Origin of the sequence: Falcatimonas sp. MSJ-15, assembly GCF_018918265.1 — a bacterium.
Classification (GTDB): domain Bacteria; phylum Bacillota; class Clostridia; order Lachnospirales; family Lachnospiraceae; genus Falcatimonas.
The window spans coordinates 264230-287878 of the sequence record NZ_JAHLQC010000001.1 but is presented as its reverse complement, the minus strand read 5'-3'; the positions used below and the strand labels follow the sequence as shown (position 1 = coordinate 287878).

24 protein-coding genes are annotated in these 23649 nt (G+C 33.2%); 1 reads left to right on the top strand and 23 read right to left on the bottom strand.

Going from position 1 to position 23649, the window contains the following annotated elements:
• Window positions 1-354: 354 nt before the first annotated feature.
• The 13 genes from KQI85_RS01080 to mtaB all read right to left on the bottom strand — a co-directional run bounded on the left by KQI85_RS01080 (window position 355) and on the right by mtaB (window position 11105).
• Complete coding sequence (locus tag KQI85_RS01080) at window positions 355-1728, bottom strand: MATE family efflux transporter (protein ID WP_216574189.1); 1374 nt, start codon at window positions 1726-1728, stop codon at window positions 355-357.
• A gap of 224 nt (window positions 1729-1952) precedes the next feature.
• Window positions 1953-2537, bottom strand: coding sequence for an RNA polymerase sporulation sigma factor SigK (gene sigK / locus KQI85_RS01075; protein WP_371820506.1), 585 nt, complete (start codon window positions 2535-2537; stop codon window positions 1953-1955).
• A 376-nt stretch (window positions 2538-2913) separates the two neighbouring features.
• Entirely contained in the window at window positions 2914-3114 is a 201-nt protein-coding gene (locus KQI85_RS01070; protein WP_216574187.1) for a hypothetical protein, read from the bottom strand.
• Window positions 3115-3365: 251 nt separating this feature from the next.
• The gene (locus KQI85_RS01065; protein ID WP_216574186.1) at window positions 3366-4592 is read right to left on the bottom strand and encodes a U32 family peptidase; all 1227 of its coding nucleotides are present in this window, start codon (window positions 4590-4592) and stop codon (window positions 3366-3368) included.
• A 129-nt stretch (window positions 4593-4721) separates the two neighbouring features.
• Entirely contained in the window at window positions 4722-5366 is a 645-nt protein-coding gene (locus KQI85_RS01060) for an O-methyltransferase (protein WP_216574185.1), read from the bottom strand.
• A 10-nt stretch (window positions 5367-5376) separates the two neighbouring features.
• A complete protein-coding gene (locus KQI85_RS01055) occupies window positions 5377-5856 on the bottom strand; it encodes an endolytic transglycosylase MltG (RefSeq protein WP_216574184.1) in 480 nt (159 codons plus the stop codon).
• A gap of 27 nt (window positions 5857-5883) precedes the next feature.
• Window positions 5884-6225 carry a YlbF family regulator gene (locus tag KQI85_RS01050; RefSeq protein ID WP_216574183.1) on the bottom strand — a complete coding sequence of 114 codons (342 nt, stop codon included), beginning with the start codon at window positions 6223-6225 and terminating at the stop codon, window positions 5884-5886.
• A 37-nt stretch (window positions 6226-6262) separates the two neighbouring features.
• On the bottom strand, window positions 6263-7930 hold the full coding sequence (locus tag KQI85_RS01045; RefSeq protein WP_216574182.1) for a ribonuclease J: 1668 nt from the start codon (window positions 7928-7930) through the stop codon (window positions 6263-6265).
• Window positions 7931-7967: 37 nt separating this feature from the next.
• Window positions 7968-8426 carry a Fur family transcriptional regulator gene (locus tag KQI85_RS01040; RefSeq protein WP_216574181.1) on the bottom strand — a complete coding sequence of 153 codons (459 nt, stop codon included), beginning with the start codon at window positions 8424-8426 and terminating at the stop codon, window positions 7968-7970.
• Window positions 8427-8456: 30 nt separating this feature from the next.
• On the bottom strand, window positions 8457-8723 hold the full coding sequence (locus tag KQI85_RS01035; protein WP_216574180.1) for a DUF1292 domain-containing protein: 267 nt from the start codon (window positions 8721-8723) through the stop codon (window positions 8457-8459).
• A gap of 117 nt (window positions 8724-8840) precedes the next feature.
• Window positions 8841-9269, bottom strand: a complete 429-nt coding sequence (gene ruvX, locus KQI85_RS01030) for a Holliday junction resolvase RuvX (protein WP_216574179.1) — start codon at window positions 9267-9269, stop codon at window positions 8841-8843.
• A gap of 189 nt (window positions 9270-9458) precedes the next feature.
• On the bottom strand, window positions 9459-9719 hold the full coding sequence (locus KQI85_RS01025) for an IreB family regulatory phosphoprotein (RefSeq protein ID WP_216574178.1): 261 nt from the start codon (window positions 9717-9719) through the stop codon (window positions 9459-9461).
• Between the two features lie 69 nt (window positions 9720-9788).
• The gene (mtaB, locus tag KQI85_RS01020; RefSeq protein ID WP_216574177.1) at window positions 9789-11105 is read right to left on the bottom strand and encodes a tRNA (N(6)-L-threonylcarbamoyladenosine(37)-C(2))-methylthiotransferase MtaB; all 1317 of its coding nucleotides are present in this window, start codon (window positions 11103-11105) and stop codon (window positions 9789-9791) included.
• 249 nt (window positions 11106-11354) lie between these two features.
• Here mtaB and KQI85_RS01015 point away from each other — a divergent pair, with 249 nt between their 5' ends.
• A complete protein-coding gene (locus KQI85_RS01015) occupies window positions 11355-11582 on the top strand; it encodes an HPr family phosphocarrier protein (protein ID WP_216574176.1) in 228 nt (75 codons plus the stop codon).
• 54 nt (window positions 11583-11636) lie between these two features.
• Here the strand turns inward: KQI85_RS01015 and thiI are convergent, their stop codons facing one another.
• The 10 genes from thiI to dnaJ all read right to left on the bottom strand — a co-directional run bounded on the left by thiI (window position 11637) and on the right by dnaJ (window position 23592).
• A complete protein-coding gene (gene thiI, locus KQI85_RS01010) occupies window positions 11637-12818 on the bottom strand; it encodes a tRNA uracil 4-sulfurtransferase ThiI (RefSeq protein WP_216574175.1) in 1182 nt (393 codons plus the stop codon).
• A gap of 206 nt (window positions 12819-13024) precedes the next feature.
• Window positions 13025-14179, bottom strand: coding sequence for a cysteine desulfurase family protein (locus KQI85_RS01005; protein WP_216574174.1), 1155 nt, complete (start codon window positions 14177-14179; stop codon window positions 13025-13027).
• A 32-nt stretch (window positions 14180-14211) separates the two neighbouring features.
• Window positions 14212-14949, bottom strand: coding sequence for a 16S rRNA (uracil(1498)-N(3))-methyltransferase (locus tag KQI85_RS01000; RefSeq protein WP_216574173.1), 738 nt, complete (start codon window positions 14947-14949; stop codon window positions 14212-14214).
• 14 nt (window positions 14950-14963) lie between these two features.
• The gene (prmA, locus tag KQI85_RS00995; RefSeq protein ID WP_216574172.1) at window positions 14964-15920 is read right to left on the bottom strand and encodes a 50S ribosomal protein L11 methyltransferase; all 957 of its coding nucleotides are present in this window, start codon (window positions 15918-15920) and stop codon (window positions 14964-14966) included.
• A gap of 833 nt (window positions 15921-16753) precedes the next feature.
• Window positions 16754-18133 carry an aminopeptidase gene (locus KQI85_RS00990; RefSeq protein WP_216574171.1) on the bottom strand — a complete coding sequence of 460 codons (1380 nt, stop codon included), beginning with the start codon at window positions 18131-18133 and terminating at the stop codon, window positions 16754-16756.
• A gap of 168 nt (window positions 18134-18301) precedes the next feature.
• On the bottom strand, window positions 18302-18865 hold the full coding sequence (gene scpB, locus KQI85_RS00985; RefSeq protein WP_253293705.1) for an SMC-Scp complex subunit ScpB: 564 nt from the start codon (window positions 18863-18865) through the stop codon (window positions 18302-18304).
• Window positions 18866-18872: 7 nt separating this feature from the next.
• Window positions 18873-19625, bottom strand: a complete 753-nt coding sequence (locus KQI85_RS00980) for a ScpA family protein (RefSeq protein ID WP_216574169.1) — start codon at window positions 19623-19625, stop codon at window positions 18873-18875.
• Between the two features lie 130 nt (window positions 19626-19755).
• Window positions 19756-20565, bottom strand: a complete 810-nt coding sequence (locus KQI85_RS00975; RefSeq protein WP_216574168.1) for a metallophosphoesterase — start codon at window positions 20563-20565, stop codon at window positions 19756-19758.
• A 145-nt stretch (window positions 20566-20710) separates the two neighbouring features.
• Complete coding sequence (locus KQI85_RS00970) at window positions 20711-22132, bottom strand: D-alanyl-D-alanine carboxypeptidase family protein (RefSeq protein WP_253293695.1); 1422 nt, start codon at window positions 22130-22132, stop codon at window positions 20711-20713.
• 323 nt (window positions 22133-22455) lie between these two features.
• Window positions 22456-23592 carry a molecular chaperone DnaJ gene (gene dnaJ, locus KQI85_RS00965; protein WP_216574167.1) on the bottom strand — a complete coding sequence of 379 codons (1137 nt, stop codon included), beginning with the start codon at window positions 23590-23592 and terminating at the stop codon, window positions 22456-22458.
• Window positions 23593-23649: the final 57 nt, after the last annotated feature.

Genomic DNA, 23649 nt, shown 5'->3' with positions numbered 1-23649 from the left:
GTCTTTAATTTCTAGAAGATTTGATATAAAATTAGTATTAGGCATAAGCATTCTCCTTTGTTGATTATTTTGTGGTGATTTAATTATAACTTATGGGATTGTTTATGCCTATCTTTTTTTATAAAAATGAAAGGTTCTAAACTCTACCCCCAGGTAAAGTTTAGAACCGATTTTTCTCAATGTGACAAACCCTTTTTTCTAGTTATAATCACTTTTCTTATGTAATTTCAATTATTCATTTTATTTAATTATAACTATTCTTTATTTGTTTTTGATCACTTCTTTTACATAACTTCGATTATGCCTTTTTATTTATTTTTGATAACTTCTTTTACATAACTTCGATTATGCTTTTTATTTAATTTTGACTACATCTTTTCTCCAAAGATCTGTCTTGTATATAGCAAAGAGAATCAATGCTGATATTCCATTACTTACAACTACTGAATACCATATACTCTGAACTCCCATATTAAGTATCTTCTCACAGAAAAACAGTGTAACAAATCTGAATATCCATATTCTTGAAGCATCAACAATCATAGTAACCATTGTATGACCTGAGCCATTAAACAGACCTGATGTCGAATTATATATACCATTAGTAAAACACCAGAATGCCATTATACTTAGGAATTCAGATGCAAGCACTATTACATCATCCTCATGTGCGAACACTTTAACAAATGCTGTTGACACTACAGGTCTTGATAATATCATTCCACATACAAATAAAAATACAACCGATATCACCATCGCTATACGATATGCTTTTCTTGCTCTTTCTTTTTGCTTTGCTCCAATATTCTGTGCTACAATTGTCGAAACCGCTGAACCCATTGCATTAGATGGCAATGTTATAAGACCATTAATCTTATTTCCTATTCCGTATGCACTTACAGCTGTATCTCCATACTTCAACACATTCTTAGTCATAAGCAAAAATCCAAACTGCATTGTACTGCCACCAATTGCAGTTGGCAGACCGATTTTTATTATTGACATAAGTTTTTCTCTTTCAAATCTAAATCCCTTAAGATTGATATTCACAGGGTTACTTTTCTTAATAAGAGATAAAAATGCTATAAGCGCACAAGGTACTTTTGATAAAAGAGTAGCTGATGCAGCTCCATGAACGCCCCATTCAAATACCATTATAAAAAGTGGATCAAGTATTATATTAATAATTACACCAACCAGATTAAGGAGCATTGGTCTTACAGTATCTCCCTGTGCCTGATTAACTGCTGTGAACAGATTAATCATAAATAAAAATGGCATATCAAGAATAACTATCTGAAGATATGCTTTTCCTTTGTCAAATACTTCACCTGATGCCCCAAGCCATATAAGTAATGCCGGTGTTGCCACACAACATATTGAAGCACATACTACCGAGAATAGCATTGAACATACAAATATCTGATTTGCCATTCTACATGTATTCTTCATATCGCCAGAGCCAAGATACTGTGCTATAAGTATCGCTCCTGCTGTTGTAATTCCCTGACCAAAATTCACTACAATATTCTGAACCGGTGATACCAGAGTTATCGCTGCAAGAGATGTCTTACCAAGTTTGCCAAGCCAAAATGTATCTGTAAGATTATACATTGTCTGAATAAAGCTGTTAAGAACTACAGGTATTGCAAGCACTAATATTGCTGTAACAATATTTCCAGTAAGAATCAATTCTCTGTTCTTTTTCTTATCCAATGATATTTTCATAATTATACACCTTTGTTTTCCTTTTCCTTAGTTGTCTATAATTAATCGCAAAACTTTTAAATGACTCCAATAATATAAGTTTCGCAACCATCCATAGCTTTTGTTTTTTTAATTTCTTACTTTATCTGGATTTTATATTACAACATTTTTTCAGTATTTTCTACTAATTCAATGTTTATTTTCATCATTTTACAGTTTTATTGTCATCATTTCAAATCAGAGTTTTATTTGAGTATCCCTTTAGAAAGTTTTGCTATTGCTTTTTTCTCTATTCTGCTGACATAACTACGTGATATTCCAAGCTTTGCTGCTGTTTCACGCTGTGTTATCTCTTCATATCCACCAAGTCCATATCTCATCTCAAGTATCGTCTTCTCTCTATCTGTAAGAACCCTATTCATCAATTCTCCTAATCTGTTAAGTGTATTAGCTTCTTCTAATTTTTCTATAATATCATCATCAAAAGTCTCAAATACATCTAACAGATTAATCTCATTGCCTTCTTTATCAATACCAATCGGACCATATATTGATACATCTCTTGATCGCTTTTTGTTATTACGAAAATACATAAGTATCTCATTCTCTATACACTTTGCTGCATAAGTTGCAAAGCGGTTACCTTTATCACAATCAAAAGAATTGACTGCCTTTATAAGCCCTATGGTTCCAGTCTGAATCAGGTCTTCAAATTGATCCTCGGGGTAGGAATATTTTTTAACTATATGTGCAACAAGCCTCATATTTTTCTCTATGAGTATTCTTTTTGCCTCAATATCTCCTTTTTTAAAACTCCTGAGATAATGCATTTCCTCTGCTCTAGTAAGGGGCTTTGGAAAAGTCTTCAAAAAACACTCCTACTTTTCAAATATAATCTTACTATATAATATGCCTTATCTTAACTTATGTTACTATTATCTTCAATAATAAAAAAATACCACGATTAATGAACCTCTACACCTACATTCCTGCTTAATATCTATATGATACATATCAATATGTCTGTCAGATGTTCACTAATCATGGTATTCTTATATACTCTGTCCTTGTATAATATTATTCTGTTATAAATTATATATGCCATTGTGCATTATCATTCTGTATAAATTATATATGTCATTGTGCATTATCATTCTGTTATAATATTATGTATGTCATTGTGCATTATTATATACTATTTTGTATTTACTCGCCTGCTTCTCTTCTCTGTACAAGAATTGCTGCACATAATCCAAGGAATGCTCCTAAGAATGCCGCTGCGAATACTGCTGCTTTCTGTGCAAAAGGCACCTTTGCCGGCTTTTCAATCTCTGCGCATGGAACATGATGTGGTGGCAATGGTGGAATATTGTTATCAAACTGTGTTTCCTGTTTTTTTATAAACATACTGTTATCCTCCATTTCTTGCAGTCACTACTGCTATAATAATCTACTCAATTATTTATCGTCAGTCCATACACATTATTTTATACTTTATTAATTTAATTTTAATATTGTTATATTTATATTATATACTAGATGTCGGGGGCAAACGCCCCGACTTTGATGCTATTATTCTTTATGCTATTATTCTTTATGCTATTATTATACTACAGCTTATATTCTCTATTATTCCATATTAACTATACTAATTAATATTACGCTTCTTCACGTCTTCTTATAATATCAAACTTATCAAGTTCCATACCAAAATCTACATATATTACCTGTTTTGGATGTGGTGCTGATTCCTGAGTTATTCCTTCTTCATCACGAATTGACTTAACAACAGTTGTTATATTTCTTCCATCAGGCTTCATAATCTCAACTTCTTCACCTACTGAGAACTTATTACGCTGTTCAAGTCTGTAACCCCATTCATTTCGTTCACCGGCAATTCCAAGATATGTATAATTCTTATTATATGTGTTAGAATCATATATCTGTGTCTCACTTGTTGGTTTACCAAAGAAGAAGCCTGTTGTAAACTGTCTATATGTACATTTTGCAATCTCTTCTTTATAAAAGTCAATTCTGCTTCTATAATATTCTTCACTCTTCTTGCAATCATCAATAGCCATTCTGTAAGTTCTAGCAACCGTAGCAACGTACAATGCTGTCTTCATTCGTCCTTCTATCTTAAGACTATCTATACCTGACGCTAATATCTCTGGTATATATTCAATCATACACAGATCTTTTGAATTGAATATATAAGTTCCTCTCTCATTCTCGTATACTGGAAGATATTCACCCGGTCTTGATTCTTCCATTACTGCATATTTCCATCTGCAAGGATGTGTGCATGCTCCCTGATTGGCATCACGTCCTGTAAAATAATTACTAAGAAGGCATCTTCCTGAATATGATATACACATAGCTCCATGAATGAATGTCTCTATCTCAAGATCATCCGGAATATTATGTCTTATCTCTTTTATCTCTTCAAGTGATAATTCTCTCGCAGATACAACTCTCTTAGCTCCCTGTTTATACCAAAAATTATATGTAGCATAGTTAGTATTATTGGCCTGTGTACTAATATGCAATTCCATATCAGGTAATTCTTCTCTTGCTATAGTGAACATTCCCGGATCTGATATTATAAGAGCATCTGGAGCTACATCCTTAAGTTCCCTAAAATACTGTCTTGCTCCTTCAAGATCTCCATTATGTGCCAGAATATTAGCTGTTACATATACTTTTACACCATGTTCATGTGCAAACTGTATACCTTCTTTCATATCTTCTAGTGAAAAATTTTTTGCATTTGCTCTAAGCCCAAATACTTCTCCACCTATATATACAGCATCTGCTCCATATATTACAGCTACTTTAAGTACTTCCAGACTGCTTGCTGGTATTAATAATTCAGGATGTCTCATTATTCTTTCTTCCTTTCAAAATTCCTAACTTCCAGATAATTACATTAATATTTCCTATCAATTATCATATTTTAACTTTACATTTAGTATATATTGATCTTCAATTATAATAGTTTTATATCTAATATATCACTTCACTCTTACACTAAGAGTTATTCCATCACCTATAGGAACTATACTTGTCTCTAGTTCTTCCATATGTGTTAGTGTATATAGATAATCTCTCATTCTTGTATGAATCGTACGATTACGTCTTACAACAGCATATCTCGACTCAACAATATCACCTTCCTGCAATACATTATCTGATATAAGAAGTCCTCCAACAGATAATAAGCGCATTACTTCAGGTAAAAAATTGATATACTGTCCTTTTGCTGCATCCATAAATATAAAATCATATTCACCTTCAAGTTTCTGCATCTCTTCTATTGCATCACCTTCTATAAGTGTTATCTTATCTGTTACACCTGCAAGTTCAAAATTACTCTTTGCAACAGGTATTCTTTTTTCATACTTTTCTATTGTAGTAATCGTGCAACCTTTTGGCATATTCTCACTCATAAGAATAGATGAGTAGCCTACTGCTGTTCCAACCTCAAGAATTCTCTTTGGCTGTTTCAGTCTTAATAAGACTTTCAGCAGACTCCCCATCTCTTTTCTAATAATAGGAATATTGTCAGCTCTTGCCTGTTTTTCAATAGAATTACAAATATCACTGTTACCATTATCAAGTGAATTAATATATGCTACAATTCTATCATTTACTATCATATCCTATTCCTCATTCTGCAATTGTTGTTTCCTCTGTACTGTCATCAGACTGTACTGCTGTAGTCGCATTTAACTCCTCGCTTTTTCTAGAAGCATCTTCCACAGCCTGAATTGATGATTCTTCTTCATATTTCTCTTCGATTATATCCATTATATCCGACATCTTCATTGATGTATTAAGAGTATACGTTCCAACAGCTATATGCTTATCGAACTTGATAAGTTTCGCTTTTACTTTAAATGCCAACGCACTCTCTATTACACCTTTTTTTGCAAGTTCATCTGCTATATCACCTGATGTCATACCTTCAGATATTGTGATTCTTACATCTGTTCCCGGTACTTCATCAACAGATGTCTCTGCAAAAAGTTTAACTCCAAAATCATATGCCTTAATTCCAACTGTATATATTGCCATGATTGCAATAGCAATACATATCATCTTTAATGATATACTTATTATTGTCAACAACACTTTCTTAATATTCATGTCAAAAAATCCTCCGGCATTAATTAATTAGTCTAAAAAATCCAGATCCAGTTCAACATTCTCAATCAGTGTTCTTTCAACCTGTTTTATCATTCTGCAAAGTGCCATCTCTGCAAGAAGATATTTATTAACAAGTATATTAGCTGTAAGTTCTGCATTCTGCGCATGAAAAGCTTCAACATCCTCCACAAGTCTTGGATTGTTACTCTGATTCTGCAAATAAAAATTGTTTCTTCTGTACTCATTAACTTTTCTAAACAGTTCTTCATCCTGCATAAGTTCACTTCTACATCTTAGATACTGTTTATACTCATCACTTTCCTGAATGGCAGTTGCAAGCTCAACTGCCAAATCATCAACTCTGCTCATATTATCACTATCCAATCTTTAGTGTACAACAGTTATGTTATACCTCCATTATTATTGGTAATATCATTGGACTACGTTTCATCTTCTTCCACAGGAATTCGCTTAAGCTGTCTTTTATCACAGTCTTTAACTTACTCCAGTCTGTAATATTCTTCATAAGACAACTGTTAACTGCATCATCAACAACCTGTCTTGCTTCTTCCATAAGATTCTCTGACTCTCTTACATATACAAAACCTCTTGATACTATATCTGGTCCTGCTAAAAGTTGATTGCTATACTTCTCCAATGTTAATACTACAATTATTATACCATTTTCAGAGAGATTCTGTCTATCTCGTAATACAATATTTCCAACATCACCAACGCCAAGGCCATCTACAAAGATTCCACCTGATGTTACATGCTCTACTACTTTTCCACCTGTTTCACCAAGTTCGAGTACATCTCCCGATGAGAGAAGGAATATATTATCTCTTGGTATTCCCATACTCTCTGCAAGTTCTGCATGGCACATAAGATGTCTATATTCACCATGTGCAGGTATTGCATACTGTGGTTTTGTTAATGAATATATTAATTTTATCTCTTCCTGACATGCATGTCCTGATACATGAGTATCCTGGAATATAACTTTTGCACCTTTCATTGATAATTCATTAATTACTTTTGAAACTGACTTTTCATTACCAGGAATTGGTGTTGAACTGAATATTACAACATCACCTGGCTTTATTGACACTTTTCTGTGTATTGATGCCGCCATTCTTGATAATGCTGCCATTGATTCGCCCTGACTTCCTGTTGTAATAAGAACCATCTGCTCATCCGGATAATTCTTCATATTCTCAATATCTATCAATGTACCATCAGGAATGTTAATATATCCTAACTCACTTGCAACATTGATAATATTGACCATGCTTCGTCCTTCAACAACAACTTTTCTTCCATATTTGCATGCTGAATTAATAATCTGCTGAACTCTGTCAACATTAGATGCGAATGTTGCAACTATAATTCTACTATTTCTATTATCGCTAAATATATTATCAAATGTCTTACCTACTGTTCTCTCTGACATTGTAAAACCAGGTCGCATTACATTAGTACTATCGCACATTAATGCAAGTACTCCTTTTTTACCTAGTTCGCCAAATCTCTGAAGATCAATTGGTGCTCCAAATACTGGTGTATAATCAACTTTGAAATCGCCTGTATGAACTATTATTCCTGCTGGTGTAAATATAGCAAGTGCAGCTGCATCAGCAATTGAATGATTAGTTCTTATGAATTCAATTCTAAAACATCCAAGATTGATTGATTGACCATATTTAATTACTTTTCTCTTTGTCTGCTTTAAAAGATTATGTTCTTTTAATTTTGTATCAATAATACCCATTGTAAGCTTAGTAGCATATAATGGAGCATTGAGTTCTTTTAACACATAAGGTATTGCACCTATATGATCTTCATGTCCATGTGTTATAACTATACCCTTGACTTTGTCTTCATTCTCTTTTAGATATGTTATATCAGGAATTACAAGATCTATTCCTAACATATCATCATCTGGGAATGAAAGACCACAGTCTACTACAATTATACTGTCTTCATATTCGAAGGCAGTCATATTCATTCCAATCTGCTCTAGACCACCCAAAGGAATGATCTTTACTTTTTTGTCATTAATTTCGTTTTTCAAAAAAATTGCACCTCCACTAGTCAATTAAAATATTAAACTAATGTGTAACCCTTTTTCTACACTGACTACAATAACCATAGAATTTCACTTCATGATCTATAACTTCAAAATCCATTGTCTTATCTATCTTATCTTCCAAACGGTCTAACATATCATCATTAAAAGACATAACTTTACCACATTCCACGCATACTAAATGGTGGTGATGGTGTTTTTCCCTATCACCACTATTACTTCCAATCTCATAACGCATATATCCGTCATCAAGATTAACTTTATCTATAAGTCCGAGTTCTAAAAGTAATTGTAATATTCTGTAAACTGTAGTTAGTCCTATCTCTGGATATTCACTTTTAACAAGGTCATATATCTGTTCTGTAGTCATATGTGCTCCTGGATGTTCTGATAACACTCGCAGAACCATTACTCTTTGGTTAGTCACCTTGAGTCCCTTTTCTTTTAATAACTTTTTAAACTGTCCTTCATCAATTGCCATCTTAACACCACCCGGGTCACATCATTATATTTATAATTCTATATCTATATCATCTAAGATCTCTGAAAAAATCTTAGAAACATATTCTATCTCATCATCATCTTCAACGAATTCATAAACTGCTTCTTCATCATCATCTGATGATAAATCTTTTAAAATATATGCAGCAGCTTCTTCATCGTCATCTTCTTCACTGTCTGTAACAAGAAGATAGTTCATTCCATTTATCTTTGTCTCTTCTATAACATAAAATTCTACATTTTCATTGTCTTCTGTAACAAATTGTATCTTTTCCATACTTGCTAATTCCTTTTCTATTCTAATTCTATTCTAAAAATACTATTTTTATTATTAAATATTATATATATCATATATTCCATTAAAGTATATGATTACATAATATACCTGTATCTATTAACTATTCATGCTTATCATATCAAGATATCCCTGTAATATGAATACAGCAGCAATTCTGTCAACATAAGCTTTTCTATTCTCTCGTCTAACGTCACATTCCATAAGAACTTTATCAGCAGCTACAGTAGTAAGACGTTCATCCCACATAACAACAGTAAGACCTGTTCTTCTCTCAAGCATCTCTTTAAACTCAAGACTTCTCTCAGCTCTCTCTCCGACAGTATCATTCATATTCTTAGGATATCCAAGAACTATTGTATCTACTTCATATTCTTTTATTAATGCTTCAATTCTTTGCAACGTCTTGCGAAGTTTGTTTTCTTCTTTTCTCTCTATGGTCTCAATTCCCTGGGCTGTTATCTTCAGGGCATCACTAATAGCAACACCAACAGTTCTTGTGCCGTAATCTAATCCCATAACTCGCATATCATTAATTCCTCCTGGGACATTTTATTAATCTTGTAGTAAGAGTCTTAACTTATTCTCTAAGTTCGTGCCTTAACGCAGTAACTGCCAAGGTCATGCCATAAGGCAGACTTTGGCTTACTATAATGCGTATATCATAAGCAGAATCTAGTGAACTGTATGGTAGTTCTCTAAATAACCTTATGTATATTATAACTGTTTATTCTTAATATAGTACTTAAGGATTTCTTCTAATAACTCATCACGTTCAACTTTCATAATTAAGCTTCTGGCATTATTGTGACTTGTAATATAAGTTGGATCACCAGACATAACATAACCAATAATCTGATTAACCGGATTATATCCTTTTTCTACTAGTGCTTTGTATACTTTGTCCAATATATCCGCCACTGAAATTGAATTATCCTGTTCAACCTTAAAATATTGAGTGTTCTTAATATCCTGCATAATAATTCACGTCCTCTCCTGTATGTACTTCTATTTTAATATAATTTAATGCTTTCGGCAAGGAAATAATTAATTAAGTCCAAGAATTAATCCACCATCCATGATTTTATCCATTTTACATGATATTATCATGTTTGATCTTAGTTCTTCTGACATTGGAACTACAACTTTAATATATGTCTTTGTATGACCTATCATATATCTCATTCCATCTATGTCTATCTCTTCTTCGAGCAAAACTTCTTCTATATTTCCAAGCACACTTTCTCTATATTCTTCGGACAATTCTTCATCCATCTTAATGAGAATTTGACTTCTTTTTGTTTTTATCTGCTCATCAACCTGGTCTTTCATAGTTGCTGCAACAGTTCCTTGTCTCTTAGAATATTTGAACACATGCATCTCATAGAATCGAACTTTACGTAGGAATTCTTCTGTTATTGCAAATTCTTCTTCTGTCTCTCCCGGAAAACCTACTATCACATCAGTTGTAAGTGCCGGATTCTTGAAATATTTACGTAACAGAATACATTTTTCATAAAACTCTTCTGCCAGATATTTTCTATTCATACGCTTAAGAGTCGCATCGCATCCACTTTGAAGTGACAGATGAAAATGTGGACATATCTTGTCTAGCGAACTAAGTGTCTGTGCGAATTCTTCTGTTATTACTCTTGGCTCTAATGAACCAAGTCTTATTCTCTTAAGTCCTTCAATATCATTGAGTCGTACTATAAGGCTAAGAAGAGTTTCTTTGCTTCCTTCTTCAAAATCGATACCATAAGAACTAAGATGTATTCCTGTAAGAACAATCTCTTTATATCCATTGTTGACAAGTGTTGTTACTTCACTACATACGTCATCTATATTACGACTTCTTACTCTTCCTCTTGCATAAGGTATTATACAGTATGAACAGAACTGATTACATCCATCCTGTACTTTTATATAAGCTCGTGTATGCTCATTGACTCTGTCTATCTCAAGTTTTTCAAAATCATGTTCTTTGCCTATATCGATAACAGATTCTTTATTATTATGATCTTTCATATATTCATCAATAATTGTGACAATATCACCTTTTTTATTATTACCAACAACTATATCTACATACGGATCCTCTACAAGAGTATCATGTGCTGCCTGAACATAACATCCAACTGCAACAACTATCGCATTTTCATTCATTTTTTTAGCTTTATGAAGCATCTGTCTTGATTTTCTGTCGGCAATATTAGTTACTGTGCATGTATTGATTATATACACATCTGCGACTTCATCAAAAGGAACAATTGTATATCCATTAGCTGCAAGCTTCTGTTCCATAGCTTCTGTTTCATAAGCATTAACTTTGCAGCCAAGTGTATGTAATGCTGCTTTTATCATTATATTTTTCTCCTTTCAGTATTCAACAATACTTGTATAAAATAATCTATATTATATTTAAATTATAGTCTTTCTGTTCTCAGAAATTCATCATTTTATACACCTTGCATTACCAATTTTATTTATATTGTATATTGACATCGTAATTGTAAAACTGTACTATATTAGTAGATGTTTTGACATCTTATTTACAAAAATAAGTTTGCATACATAGTATATGCATTAAACAAAATAAGGAGGGTTTTCCACATGAAGACAGTAAAGATTTCTTTAAACTCAATTGACAAAGTTAAGGCATTTGTTAATGACATCACTAAGTTTGATGTTGATTTCGATTTAGTATCTGGTAGATATGTAATCGATGCAAAATCAATTATGGGTATTTTCAGTTTAGATTTATCTAAACCAATCGATTTAAATATTCATGCAGATAACGTAGATGAAATTTTAAGCGTTCTTGCTCCATATTTAATCTAATTTTTTATGGGCCGGATATTCAATCTAATTGTATATCCGGCTCATTTTTTATTATTAGTAACATTCAATAACTTCTGTTGTCTCAATTGCTATTTTCATTAATTCATCAATTTTTTCTTCAAGATTCTGTTCCGAACGTTTTATAACATTGATGTTAGGTTTTGTTACAGGATGCTTTGCAACAAATATTGTACAGCAGTCCTCGAATGGAAGTATCGATGTCTCAAATGTTCCTATCTTCTCTGCAATATCAATAATCTCCTGTTTATCAAAGCCTATAACCGGTCTGAATACTGGCATTGTACATACTTCATTAGTACATGCAAGCGAATGCATAGTCTGGCTTGCTACCTGACCAATACTCTCTCCGGTAATGAGTCCTAATGAACCACCTTCTTTTGCAAAGTGTTCTGCTATCTTCATCATATATCTTCTCATAATAATTGTAAGTTCATCATGAGGACATTTGTCATATATATATAACTGTATATCAGTAAAATTAACAACATGCAGATTGATTGGTCCTGAATATTTTGCAACCTGTTTTGCAAGATCTATAACTTTCTGTTTTGCTCTCTCACTTGTATATGGTGGAGCATGAAAATATGTTGCATCTATCTTAACACCACGTTTTGCTATCATATATCCTGCTACCGGACTGTCAATACCACCTGAGAGAAGAAGCATAGCTTTGCCATTAGTTCCAACTGGCATTCCGCCTGGGCCTGGTATCTTCTGAGAATATATATTAACCATATTTCTTATCTCAATATGAAAATATACATCTGGTGTATGCACATCAACTTTCATCTCTGGGAATTTTTCAAGAATTCTATGTCCCATCTCCATATTAATATCCATTGAATTCATAGGGAACTTCTTGTCTGCTCTTCTTGCATCAACCTTAAATGTAAAGTTTTTGTCTTTATATGTCTTATCAATGTAGTCAAGTACTGCTGCTGATATTCCTTCAAAATCTGTACTCTCAACCTGTACCATAGGACATATCTCTACAATACCAAATACTCTCTTTAATGCTTCAAGAACTTCATCATATTCAAACTCGCTCTTAGCTTCTACATAGATTCTTCCTTGTTCTTTTGTTACTTCAAATGTACCATCAACATTTTTTAAAGAAAAACGTATCTGATTCATAAGCGCATCTTCAAAAAGGTATCTGTTTTTACCTTTTATACCAATCTCGCCATACTTAATTAAAAATGCTTTAAACATCATTTTTCGCTGCTAAAAACATATACAAATGTATATGCCCGATGATTCGCCACAATCGTATATTTCCGATTAAACTATCAGCATATGTCTACAAATTCACTTTAATAATTAGATTAGGTTACATCATCAAAATAGCTTTTCCTTTCCTAAATTTTATTTATCATTTGGTTTTCTTGGTCTTATACCGTTACTAAATCGCTATATTATCATTATCTTGCTCTGTATCTTCTAAGCACAGGAACTATATTCTTAAGTTCTTCTATTGCATATTCAATCTCTTCCATCGTTGTCATAGTACTAAAACTAAATCTAATTGTGGAATCAAGAAGTCCATTGTCAATTCCTATGCTCTTAAGTGTCGCACTTATTGATGGCTTATTAGATGAACATGCTGATCCGGCTGATACATATATATTCTTATCTTCAAGTGAATGAAGAAGAACTTCACTTCTTATTCCTTCAAAGCTCACACTTACAATATGTGGGGCATTACTTCTATCTGTCTTACCATTAATTGTAACACCTTCTATATCTTTGACACCTTCTATAAAAGCTTCACGAATACTATACATTCTGTCTATCTTGCTATCAAAATCTGTATATATCTCTTTAACTGCCTGTGCCATTCCTGCTATTCCAGGGACATTCTCTGTTCCTGAACGCATCGCTCTTTGCTGTCCACCACCAAGTATTATAGGTCTTACTTTTGATTTTTCTCTCATATATAGGAATCCTACTCCTTTTGGGCCATGTATCTTATGACTGCTTACTGACAACAGATCTATATTCGCTTTTTTAGGAACTATATTATATTTACCATACGCCTGGATAGCATCAACATGGTATAAAATAGCAGGATTATATTCTTTTACAATCTTACCTATCTCTTCAATCGGTTCAACTGCACCTATCTCATTATTAACATACATTATAGATACGATAATCGTCTCTTCGCATAATGCTTCCTTTAAAGCATCAAGATCAACAATTCCATTATGATCAACCGGCAGGTATGTTACTCTAAATCCTTCTTCTTCAAGATATTTTACAGGATTAGCTACTGATGCGTGTTCTATAGCTGTTGTAATAATATGATTGCCTCGTCTTTTATTAGCCATAGCACCACCTATAAGTGCCATATTGTTAGATTCTGTTCCTCCTGATGTAAATATAATCTCTTTTTCTGTTGCTTTTAAACTCTTTGCAATTGTCTTAACTGCGTCTTTTACATAATTCTCAGCCTCAAGGCCTTTCATATGTAATGATGAAGGATTACCATAGTCTTCAAGCATAACCTTTACCATTACATCTTTTACTGAATCATATACTTTTGTTGTTGCTGAATTATCTAAATATGCATTCATTGTATTACCTCTGTTAATATACTATCTTCTTATTATCTGTCAAGATTGTACATAAGTATTGAAAGCATCGCAAGTCCTGCTGTCTCAGTTCTCAATATTCTGCGTCCAAGTGTAAGCGGAATAAATGATTGTGATATTGCATATTCTATCTCTTTCTCGTCAAAGCCACCTTCCGGTCCTATGAATATACCTATGCTTTGTCCTGGCTCTATACTGTCAACTACACGTCTTGTCTCATCAATTCCTTTTTGATTCTCATAAGGTACTATATTGATATCCAGTTCACTGGCATATTCAATAGCTTGTTTAAAATTAAGTACATTATGAATACTAGGAATTATACATCTTTTGCTCTGTTTTGCTGCACTCTCAGCTATTGCTTCCCATCGTTTTAACTTTGATACTTCTTTTTTACTATCAAGCTTTACCACACAGTTCTTCATTGCTACCGGAATTATCTCATATGCTCCAAGTTCAACTGCTTTTTGAATAATAAGTTCCATCTTATCATTCTTAGGCAATCCCTGAAACAGATATATCTTAGACGGAAGTTCATTACTTTCTTCAAGTCTGCTTTCTATTGTTGTCACGATCTCTTCATTGTTAATCTCCGATATTATACAATAAAAATCGCTTCCCTGTCCATCACTGATTAAAATTTTATCATTTTCCCTTAATCTTAATACATTTTTAATATGATTAACATCCGAGCCTGTTATTATTATTTCTTTATCAGAGATGTTATTATTATCTACAAAAAAATGGTACATATAATCATCCTTTTTTACAGTCTTCTGGCTGTTACAGACACCCATTCACCCTGATGATTAACTTCTATAATCTCAAAGTCGCTATTGGCTTTAATTGTGTCAACAACATCTTTTTCTTTCATATCAATAATTCCTGATGATATGAATAATCCACCTTTTTTAATATGTGGTGCAATTACCTTTGATAGAGGCATAATAACATCTGCAAGGATATTTGCTACTGCAATATCATAACAACCATATCCTGCCTGCTCTTTTACTTTCTCATCATCAATTATATTGCCTTCAACAACTGTAAATCTTGCCGGATCTATTCCATTAGCCTGTGTATTCTCATGACTTGCTGTTATTGCACATGGATCAAGATCTGTTCCAAATGCACTGTCTGCTCCAAAAGTAAGAGCTGATATTGCAAGTATTCCACTTCCACATCCTACATCAAGTACTTTTTCTCCACCTTTGATATATTTACGAAGTTCTCTTATTATAAGCTGTGTTGTCTCATGCATTCCTGTACCAAATGCTGTTCCTGGATCAATATTAATAATTATCTTGCCTTCATCCGCTTTATCTACTTCTTCCCATGTAGGTTTGATAATTACATCATCTACAGAAAATGGTTTAAAATATTGTTTCCAATTATTAACCCAGTCAACATCTTCTGTCTCTGATTCTTCTATAGTTCCTTCTCCGGCATCCATAAATGAAGCTATCTCATTAAATCCTTCCTTTATCTTAGCCATCTTCTCTGTCTCGTCTTCATCTTCTTCAAAGTAAAAACTTACATATGCAATTCCATCGTCTGCCGGTCCATCTGGAAGTATGTCAACAAACATCTGTTTCTTATCTGATTCTGTAAGTGGCACTTTATCTTCAATCTCTGCACCATTGATTCCAAGTTCCATAAGCATATCAACTACCAGATCACATGCAATTGTAGTTGTTTTTAATCTAAATTTTTTCCACTTCAATCTCTTTACCTCTATTCTTCTCAATTTATCTATTGCTAATAACCTCACGGTTAATATATTTTCGTTCATGAATACCTATGCTATTATACACTCATTTTGACTTATTGCAAACTGTTTTTTAGTTTTCACAATATTTCACATTTATATTCTTTCCGAAATGTATGCTTATGCGAAACTCATATAGAGGTTATCTAAGATTGCCAAAGTATAAATAGCATCAACAAAAACACGCTCTCGCTAAGTGTCCATCGTAACGGTACTAAGTTTGTTGGAAGTCTTTGCCTTCCAACGCACTAAGTGCCGACGATTACCACATTGTTTTCTTTTGATGTTATTTATACTTCGGCAATCTAATTTACGTTTCGATGAGTTTCGCAGCTACGTTTTCGTGTAATATATACATTTACATATATATTTATGTGATATGCTCTAAAATCCAAAAGTTTATAAATGACCAAATTTATAAATGTAAAATATCCATACGATACAATAATAACAATATAATTACAGCTTTATATGATTGTATATCGTAAGCCGATAATCCATTTAAAAATCTCTGAAAAACGTATATCAGCTACACCAGGATTAATATGTATCAAAAGAAAACAATGTGGAAATCGTCGGTACTTAGTGAGCTATACATCGCAGGTGTATTGCGAACTTAGTACCGTTACGATGGACACTTAGCGGGAGCGTGTTTTCGTTGACACATATTAATTCGGGTGTAGCCAACAAACTGCCTTGTGAGATTTTTAAATGTATCCTTAGCCAAAAACAGGTATGGAATAAATTCCATACCTGTTTTTATTGAATTAGTATTCAATTATTGTTAATTAAGCTTCTTTTAAGAATGCTGCATATCCACATTTAGTTTCGTATACATCAACTTTACTTACTACTTCCCATGGAGCATGCATATTGTGTACTGGTACACCACAGTCGATTACCTGCATATCGTATGATGCAAGGATATAGGCGATTGTTCCGCCGCCGCCCTGGTCTACTTTACCAAGTTCTGCTGTCTGGAATGCTACATCATTATTATCCATAATTTTTCTTAATTCACCAATGTATTCTGCATTAGAATCGTTACATCCACCTTTTCCTCTTGAGCCTGTATATTTATTAAATACAATACCTCTTCCAAAATAAGCTGAATTCTTCTTCTCATTAACGCTTGCATAGTTAGGATCATAAGCTGCACTTACATCTGATGATAACATCTTTGAATTCTTAAGTGCTCTTCTTAAAGCAATTCCTGAATACTGTGACATACATTCCATTAATTCTGCTACTGTATTCTCGAAGAATTTACTCTGCATACCAGTTGCACCAACGCTTCCAATCTCTTCTTTATCAACTAAGAGACATACACAAGTCTTATCTGGATTCTCTACTTCAAGCATTGCTGCAAGTGATGTATATGCACATACTCTGTCATCATGTCCATATCCCATTATCATACTTCTGTCAAGACCAAAGTCTCTTGCAGGACCTGCTGGTACAGCTTCTATCTCTGCTGATAAGAAATCTTCTTCTTCAAATCCATATTTAGATTTTAAGATTCCAAGTACATTTGCTTTAACTTTTTCTTTTTCTTCTGATGTAAGTGGCATACTTCCAACTGTAATATTAAGGTCTTCACCTTCGATTACTTTTGCACCTTTTTTATCAAGCTGATCTGCTGATAAGTGAATTAATAAGTCTGATATACCTACAACTGGATCTGATGGATCTTCACCAATTACTACATTAATAACTTCACCTGTTTTTAATGCTACAACTCCATGTAATGCAAGTGGTAATGTAACCCACTGATATTTTTTAATTCCGCCATAATAATGTGTATCAAGATATGCTATATCTGTATCTTCATATAGAGGATTCTGTTTTAAGTCAAGTCTTGGTGAATCAACATGCGCACCAAGTATCTTCATACCATCTTCAAGTGGTCTTGAACCAATTACAAATAATGCAATTGTCTTATTCATATTATTAGCATATACTTTATCTCCTGCTTTTAGAGATTCACCATTTTTGATAATCTCATCAAGATCTCTGTATCCACATGCTTTAGCTCTTCTTATTGTATCTGCTACACATTCTCTTTCTGTTTTATTATCTGAGATAAATTTCTTGTAGTCTTCATTAAAATCAAGAACTACCTGTCTTTTTGCGTCATCATATTTTTCCCAGGCATTTTTTCTTTCCATTTTGTTATTCCTCCTAATAAAGCTATTTAAGCGAATGCACAATTATTGTATTCTATAATTATGCAAACAGCTAAAATGGTAATATTCTGTATCATTAACATTAACAAGTACATATAATCACCAATTTATATATTAATCTTATGCCAGCTTAAAGTCAACACAATTTAATTATACATCAAGCGTCATCTGAACTTCTTCTTCTGCCTGCATCTTAAAATCTTCAAGCTGTTCTTCATCTATCTCCGGAAGTTCATCTATTGATGCAACTCCAAATGCTCTTAAGAATTCTTCTGTTGTTCCAAACATAAGCGGACGTCCCGGTGCATCAAGTCTTCCTACTTCACATACAAGATTATATTCGACTAACTTATTAACTGCATGATCGCATTTTACACCTCGTATCTTATCTATCTCCGGTTTTGTTATCGGCTGTCTATATGCAATAATCGAAAGTGTCTCTAACAATACATCTGTAAGAACATATTTTTGTGGCTGAGCCGCAACTTTTGTAACATATTCATATAGTTCAGGCTTAGTACAAAGCTGATAACTTTGTTCAAGTTCTATAAGTTTTATTCCCGACTCTTCTACATTATATCTATCCATCATATTTCTTAATATTTTTCTTGTAGTCTCTTCATCATGTCCTATGGCGATTGCAATCTTAGACAATTCTACAGAGTCACCCATTGTAAAAAGTATTGCTTCAATTGCCGCTTCAAGTTTTTTCATCTCCACTTTAATTCACCTGCCTTTTTCTGCATATAAGTATATCTGAACATATTGCTGCCTGTTCGATTATTATCTCACCCATCTTCATTAATTCAAGAATAGCTAAAAATGTAACTATTATCTGCATCTTTGATGCCTGTTTTTCAAGAAGATTTTTAAAACTGAATATCTGATGTGTAGAAGAATATTCCTTTACATATTCCATCTTTTCTTCAAGATTGACTTCTTCTTTTTCAATCTTACCAAAATTGCTTCTTATAGGATCTACCTTATTCTCCTGTCTGCGCATTACGTCTTTAAATATCTCATGAAGTTTTTTAAGTGTAATATCATGAAGTAAATCATCAAGATTAACTGGTTCTTTATATGCTTTTATCTCATCTGGAACTGTCTCCTGCTTATATAAAGATCTATTAGCATCTACCTGTCTGTCTTTTAATTCATACGACATATATTTATACATCTTATATTCAAGAAGTCTCTCAACAAGTTCTGCTCTTGGATCTATCTCTTCTCCACTCTCGTCAACTTCCGCCGGAAGAAGCATCTTAGACTTTATATCTATAAGCGTAGCTGCCATAACAAGAAACTCGCTTACAACATTAAGATCGCTTTTTTGCATGGCATTGACATAGTCTAGATACTGTTTTGTTATCTCTACTATAGGTATATCATATATATTAATTTTATTTTTCTCAATCAAATGTAACAGAAGGTCTAGCGGACCTTCAAAAACCTGAATTTTAACAGGTATAGCCATATTTTTCCCACCTTTGTATATACTTATCAGGTATCTGTGAACTACCCATCACCTAAAGGTATTGGGTTTTACGCTCTAGCTTATAAAACTATTTTTTATTACCTGATATACTTGTGCAAACACCATTATTCTAATAAGTTTTTTTCAATTTTACAACTATAATTTCAGGTGGATTATTGAATCTTATAGGAATCGTATGTGTTCCAAGTCCTGCTCCAAGTATCATTACTGAATCGTTAATATCAAATCTTCCTTTATCATACTTTGGAAAAAGTTTTACTTGTGGCGAACATACTCCTCCAATAATAGGAAGTCTTATAATCCCACCATGTACATGCCCTGAAAATACCAGATCATATCCTGCTTCTTCGTATGTTGAAAAATATACCGGATTATGTGCTATAAGAATATTATACTCATAGGGATTGTTAGTTCCTGTAAGTTTTTCTAATTCTTCTACCGGAAGTATCTGACTGGTAGCTTTCTTGTAATATCCAAGTGTAGATTCATATCCGGTAAATACTATATGTTCACCATTTTTTTCAATTGTATACTTTTTATTATTAATGAATTCTATTCCAGCATCTTCAAGCTTTAGTCTATATTCTTCATAGTATTTGCCAAATTTGTATTCTCGCTCTTTTATCTTCGTCTCATGATTACCATTAGCATATAATATTCTATATTGTTTTGCCAACTTTATCATTAATTCTTCTGCAATATATTGTCTATCCATATATTTTACATTAGATACTGGCATATCTCCCGCACATACAATAATGTCTGGTGATATCATATCAACGCTCTTTATAATCTTATCAACAATCGGATTGTCATGCAGATCTGAGAGCATTACTATTGTATACTCATCAAAAGCTTTTGGTATCTTACTATTTTCAATTATATATTCTTTTGTGGTAACTTTGTTACAACCTATCATACATTCTTTATTCCTCATTCTTTCTTAATGTGCTCTTAGTATAATCCATTATAGCATTCTAACGGAGCAATTCGTAGGCATCAAAGTCGGGGCTTTTGCCCCTAACATTATCGTATGCTATTATATATCATAACTTTAATGTCATCTAGAATTCAATACACTTTTTAAAAAGCATCTTAAGATAATCTAAATATCTCATACATCTCACATCTTCTAAGGCTATTATATCTACAGTTCCTATCTCTTTATCACCCATGTAATATGTAAGCTTTCCTAATACATCACCTGTTTTTACCGGTGCTTTTATGCTCTCATTAATGTCTATTGACTTTGTAATCTCTCCACTGTTTTTTCCTATTGTAAGATATGAAAAATTCTCTTTATATCCTACCACAATTTGTTCTTTTATGCCATTTAAAATATCAACAGGTAATAATTTTTCACGATTATTATCATCATCCTTATAAATACTTGTATTGGCAAAACCATAATTCAATAATTCAATTGCTTCTTTTGTACGAATTCGATAGTTATCTGCTCCCATAATTACAGCAATCATATCAAGACCATCTCTTCTTGCTGTAGCTGATATACAATATTTTGCTATACTTGTATAACCTGTCTTTAGACCTGTTGCATATTCATATTGTTTTAAAAGTTTATTAGTATTAGCAAGACCAAATTCACTACTTCCACGTCTTGTCACATGTGTTATATTCTCCATCCATATTGAACAATATTCAAATATCTCAGGATGTTTTAATATAAGTTCTCTTGACATAAGTGATATATCTCTCGCTGTTGTGACATGACCATCTGCATCAAGTCCACAGCAGTTTACAAAATGTGTGTTGCTCATTCCAAGTGCACTTGCACGTTCATTCATGCTATTTACAAATTCCTGCTCACTGCCATCTATATACTCTGCCATTGCAACGCATGCATCATTACCACTTGCTACTGATATACATTTTATAAGTGTCTCAACTGTCTGAATCTCACCAGTTTCAAGAAAGACTTGTGAGCCTCCCATTGATGCTGCATGTTCCGATGTAACTACTTCGTCTGTAAGTGATATTCTTCCATCATCTATCGCATCAAATGTAAGTAATAATGTCATTATCTTTGTTACACTTGCTGGTGGTCTTACTTCATCTGCATTCTTTTCATATATAATAGTTCCTGTCGTTGGTTCTATTAATATAGCACATGGCGATGATATCTCTAGCGATACGTCAGACTGTTGCCCTGCAGTCTCTATATTATCTGTTGTTGTTTTGCTATCTGTTGCATCTTTCGTCTCTGTTACTTCTTCGTTATCTTTTCTACTTTTATCTGTTACAGTTTCATTGGCTGTTGTAGCCTCTCTGCTTGTTGATGCTTCATCATTTATTACAGCTTCGTTATCTGTTGTACTTTCACTACCTGTTATAATTTCATTAGTTGTCACTTCTTCTGCTGCATATATTACTTTTATATAACAATCTTTTGGTACCACAATACTACAAGCATATATAAGTATCATTATCCAAGTTGTGTGAGTTAATAATTTTCTCAACTTTCTCATACTAAGATTTTTCCTTTTATGCTTTATTCTATTGTATTTTTTTCTGATGTAAATATTACTAATTTAGCTTATTTTAAGCCTTTTATCATATTTGTCGGCAATTCTTTATAGTGTTAATCTGATTATTGACGATTTCTTTTGCTTAGTGTTAATTATATACATAAACTGATGCTATTGCATTAAGTTTTTAATATAGTATTTCCTTGTAAAAAAACAAAATAATACCAGTTCATATATGTCTATTTTAAATGACATTATGAACCGGTATTATCTTTTATCAAAAATATTAATAAGCCTACATTCTTAATATTAACTATATTATTCTATTTACCAAAGAAGCCTTTTTTCTTCTTATGCTCATCGAGTGTACCACCTGTCATTAATCTGTCGTACTCTCTTAATGCTTCTTTTTGTTCTTCGTTCATATGTTCAGGCACCTGTACAACAAGTGTTACAATATGGTCACCTCTTACAGCCTTATTTCTAAGACTTGGGACACCTTTGCCTCTTAATTTGACTCTTGTATCAGTCTGTGTTCCTGGTTTTACTTCATATTCAACTTCACCATCTACAGTATTAATTCTGATTGCTCCACCAAGAGCCGCTGTTGCAAATGATACAGGTACTGTTGAATATATTGTATATCCATCTCTTTGGAATATTGGATGTCTTGATACCTGAACTTCTACAAGCAGATCTCCTCTTGGTCCACCATTAGTACCCGGCTCACCTTTATCACGAATTCTGATACTCTGTCCGTCATCAATACCCGCTGGAATACTAATCTGAATCTTACGTCTTCTGCTTATATATCCAGAACCACTACAATCTGTACATTTATCTTTTACAATCTTTCCTTTACCGGCACAGTCTGGACATACTTGTACTGACTGCATAGAACCAAATAATGACTGTCGTGTAAATACAACCTGACCTTTACCATTACATTTTGGACAAGTCTGTGGAGTTGTTCCAGGTTTAGCTCCTGAGCCTTTACATGTAGGACATTCTTCCTTAAGTGTAATATCAAGTTCTTTTTCAACACCAAATACTGCTTCTTCAAATGTAATTCTTACAGCTGTTCTTACATTAGCACCTCTTATTGGCTGATTGGCTGATGCTCTTCTAGCTCCGCCACCACCAAATATATCACCAAATATGTCGCCAAATATGTCACCCATATCGCCCATATTAAAGTCGAAACCGCCGGCTCCGGCTCCACCAGCTCCTCCATCGAATGCTGCGTGACCGTATTGATCATACTGCTGACGTTTCTTAGGATCGCTTAATACAGCATAAGCCTCTGAAGCTTCTTTGAATTTAGCTTCAGCTTCCTTATCACCTGGGTTAGTATCTGGATGATATTTTTTTGCCAACTGTCTGTAGGCTTTTTTAAGTGTAGCATCGTCCGCATCTCTTGAAACGCCTAACACTTCATAATAATCTCTCTTATCTGCCATTGCTTTTCACCTTTTTTTATAGACTTACGCAGGGGGCTATTAGACTCCCTGCGTATA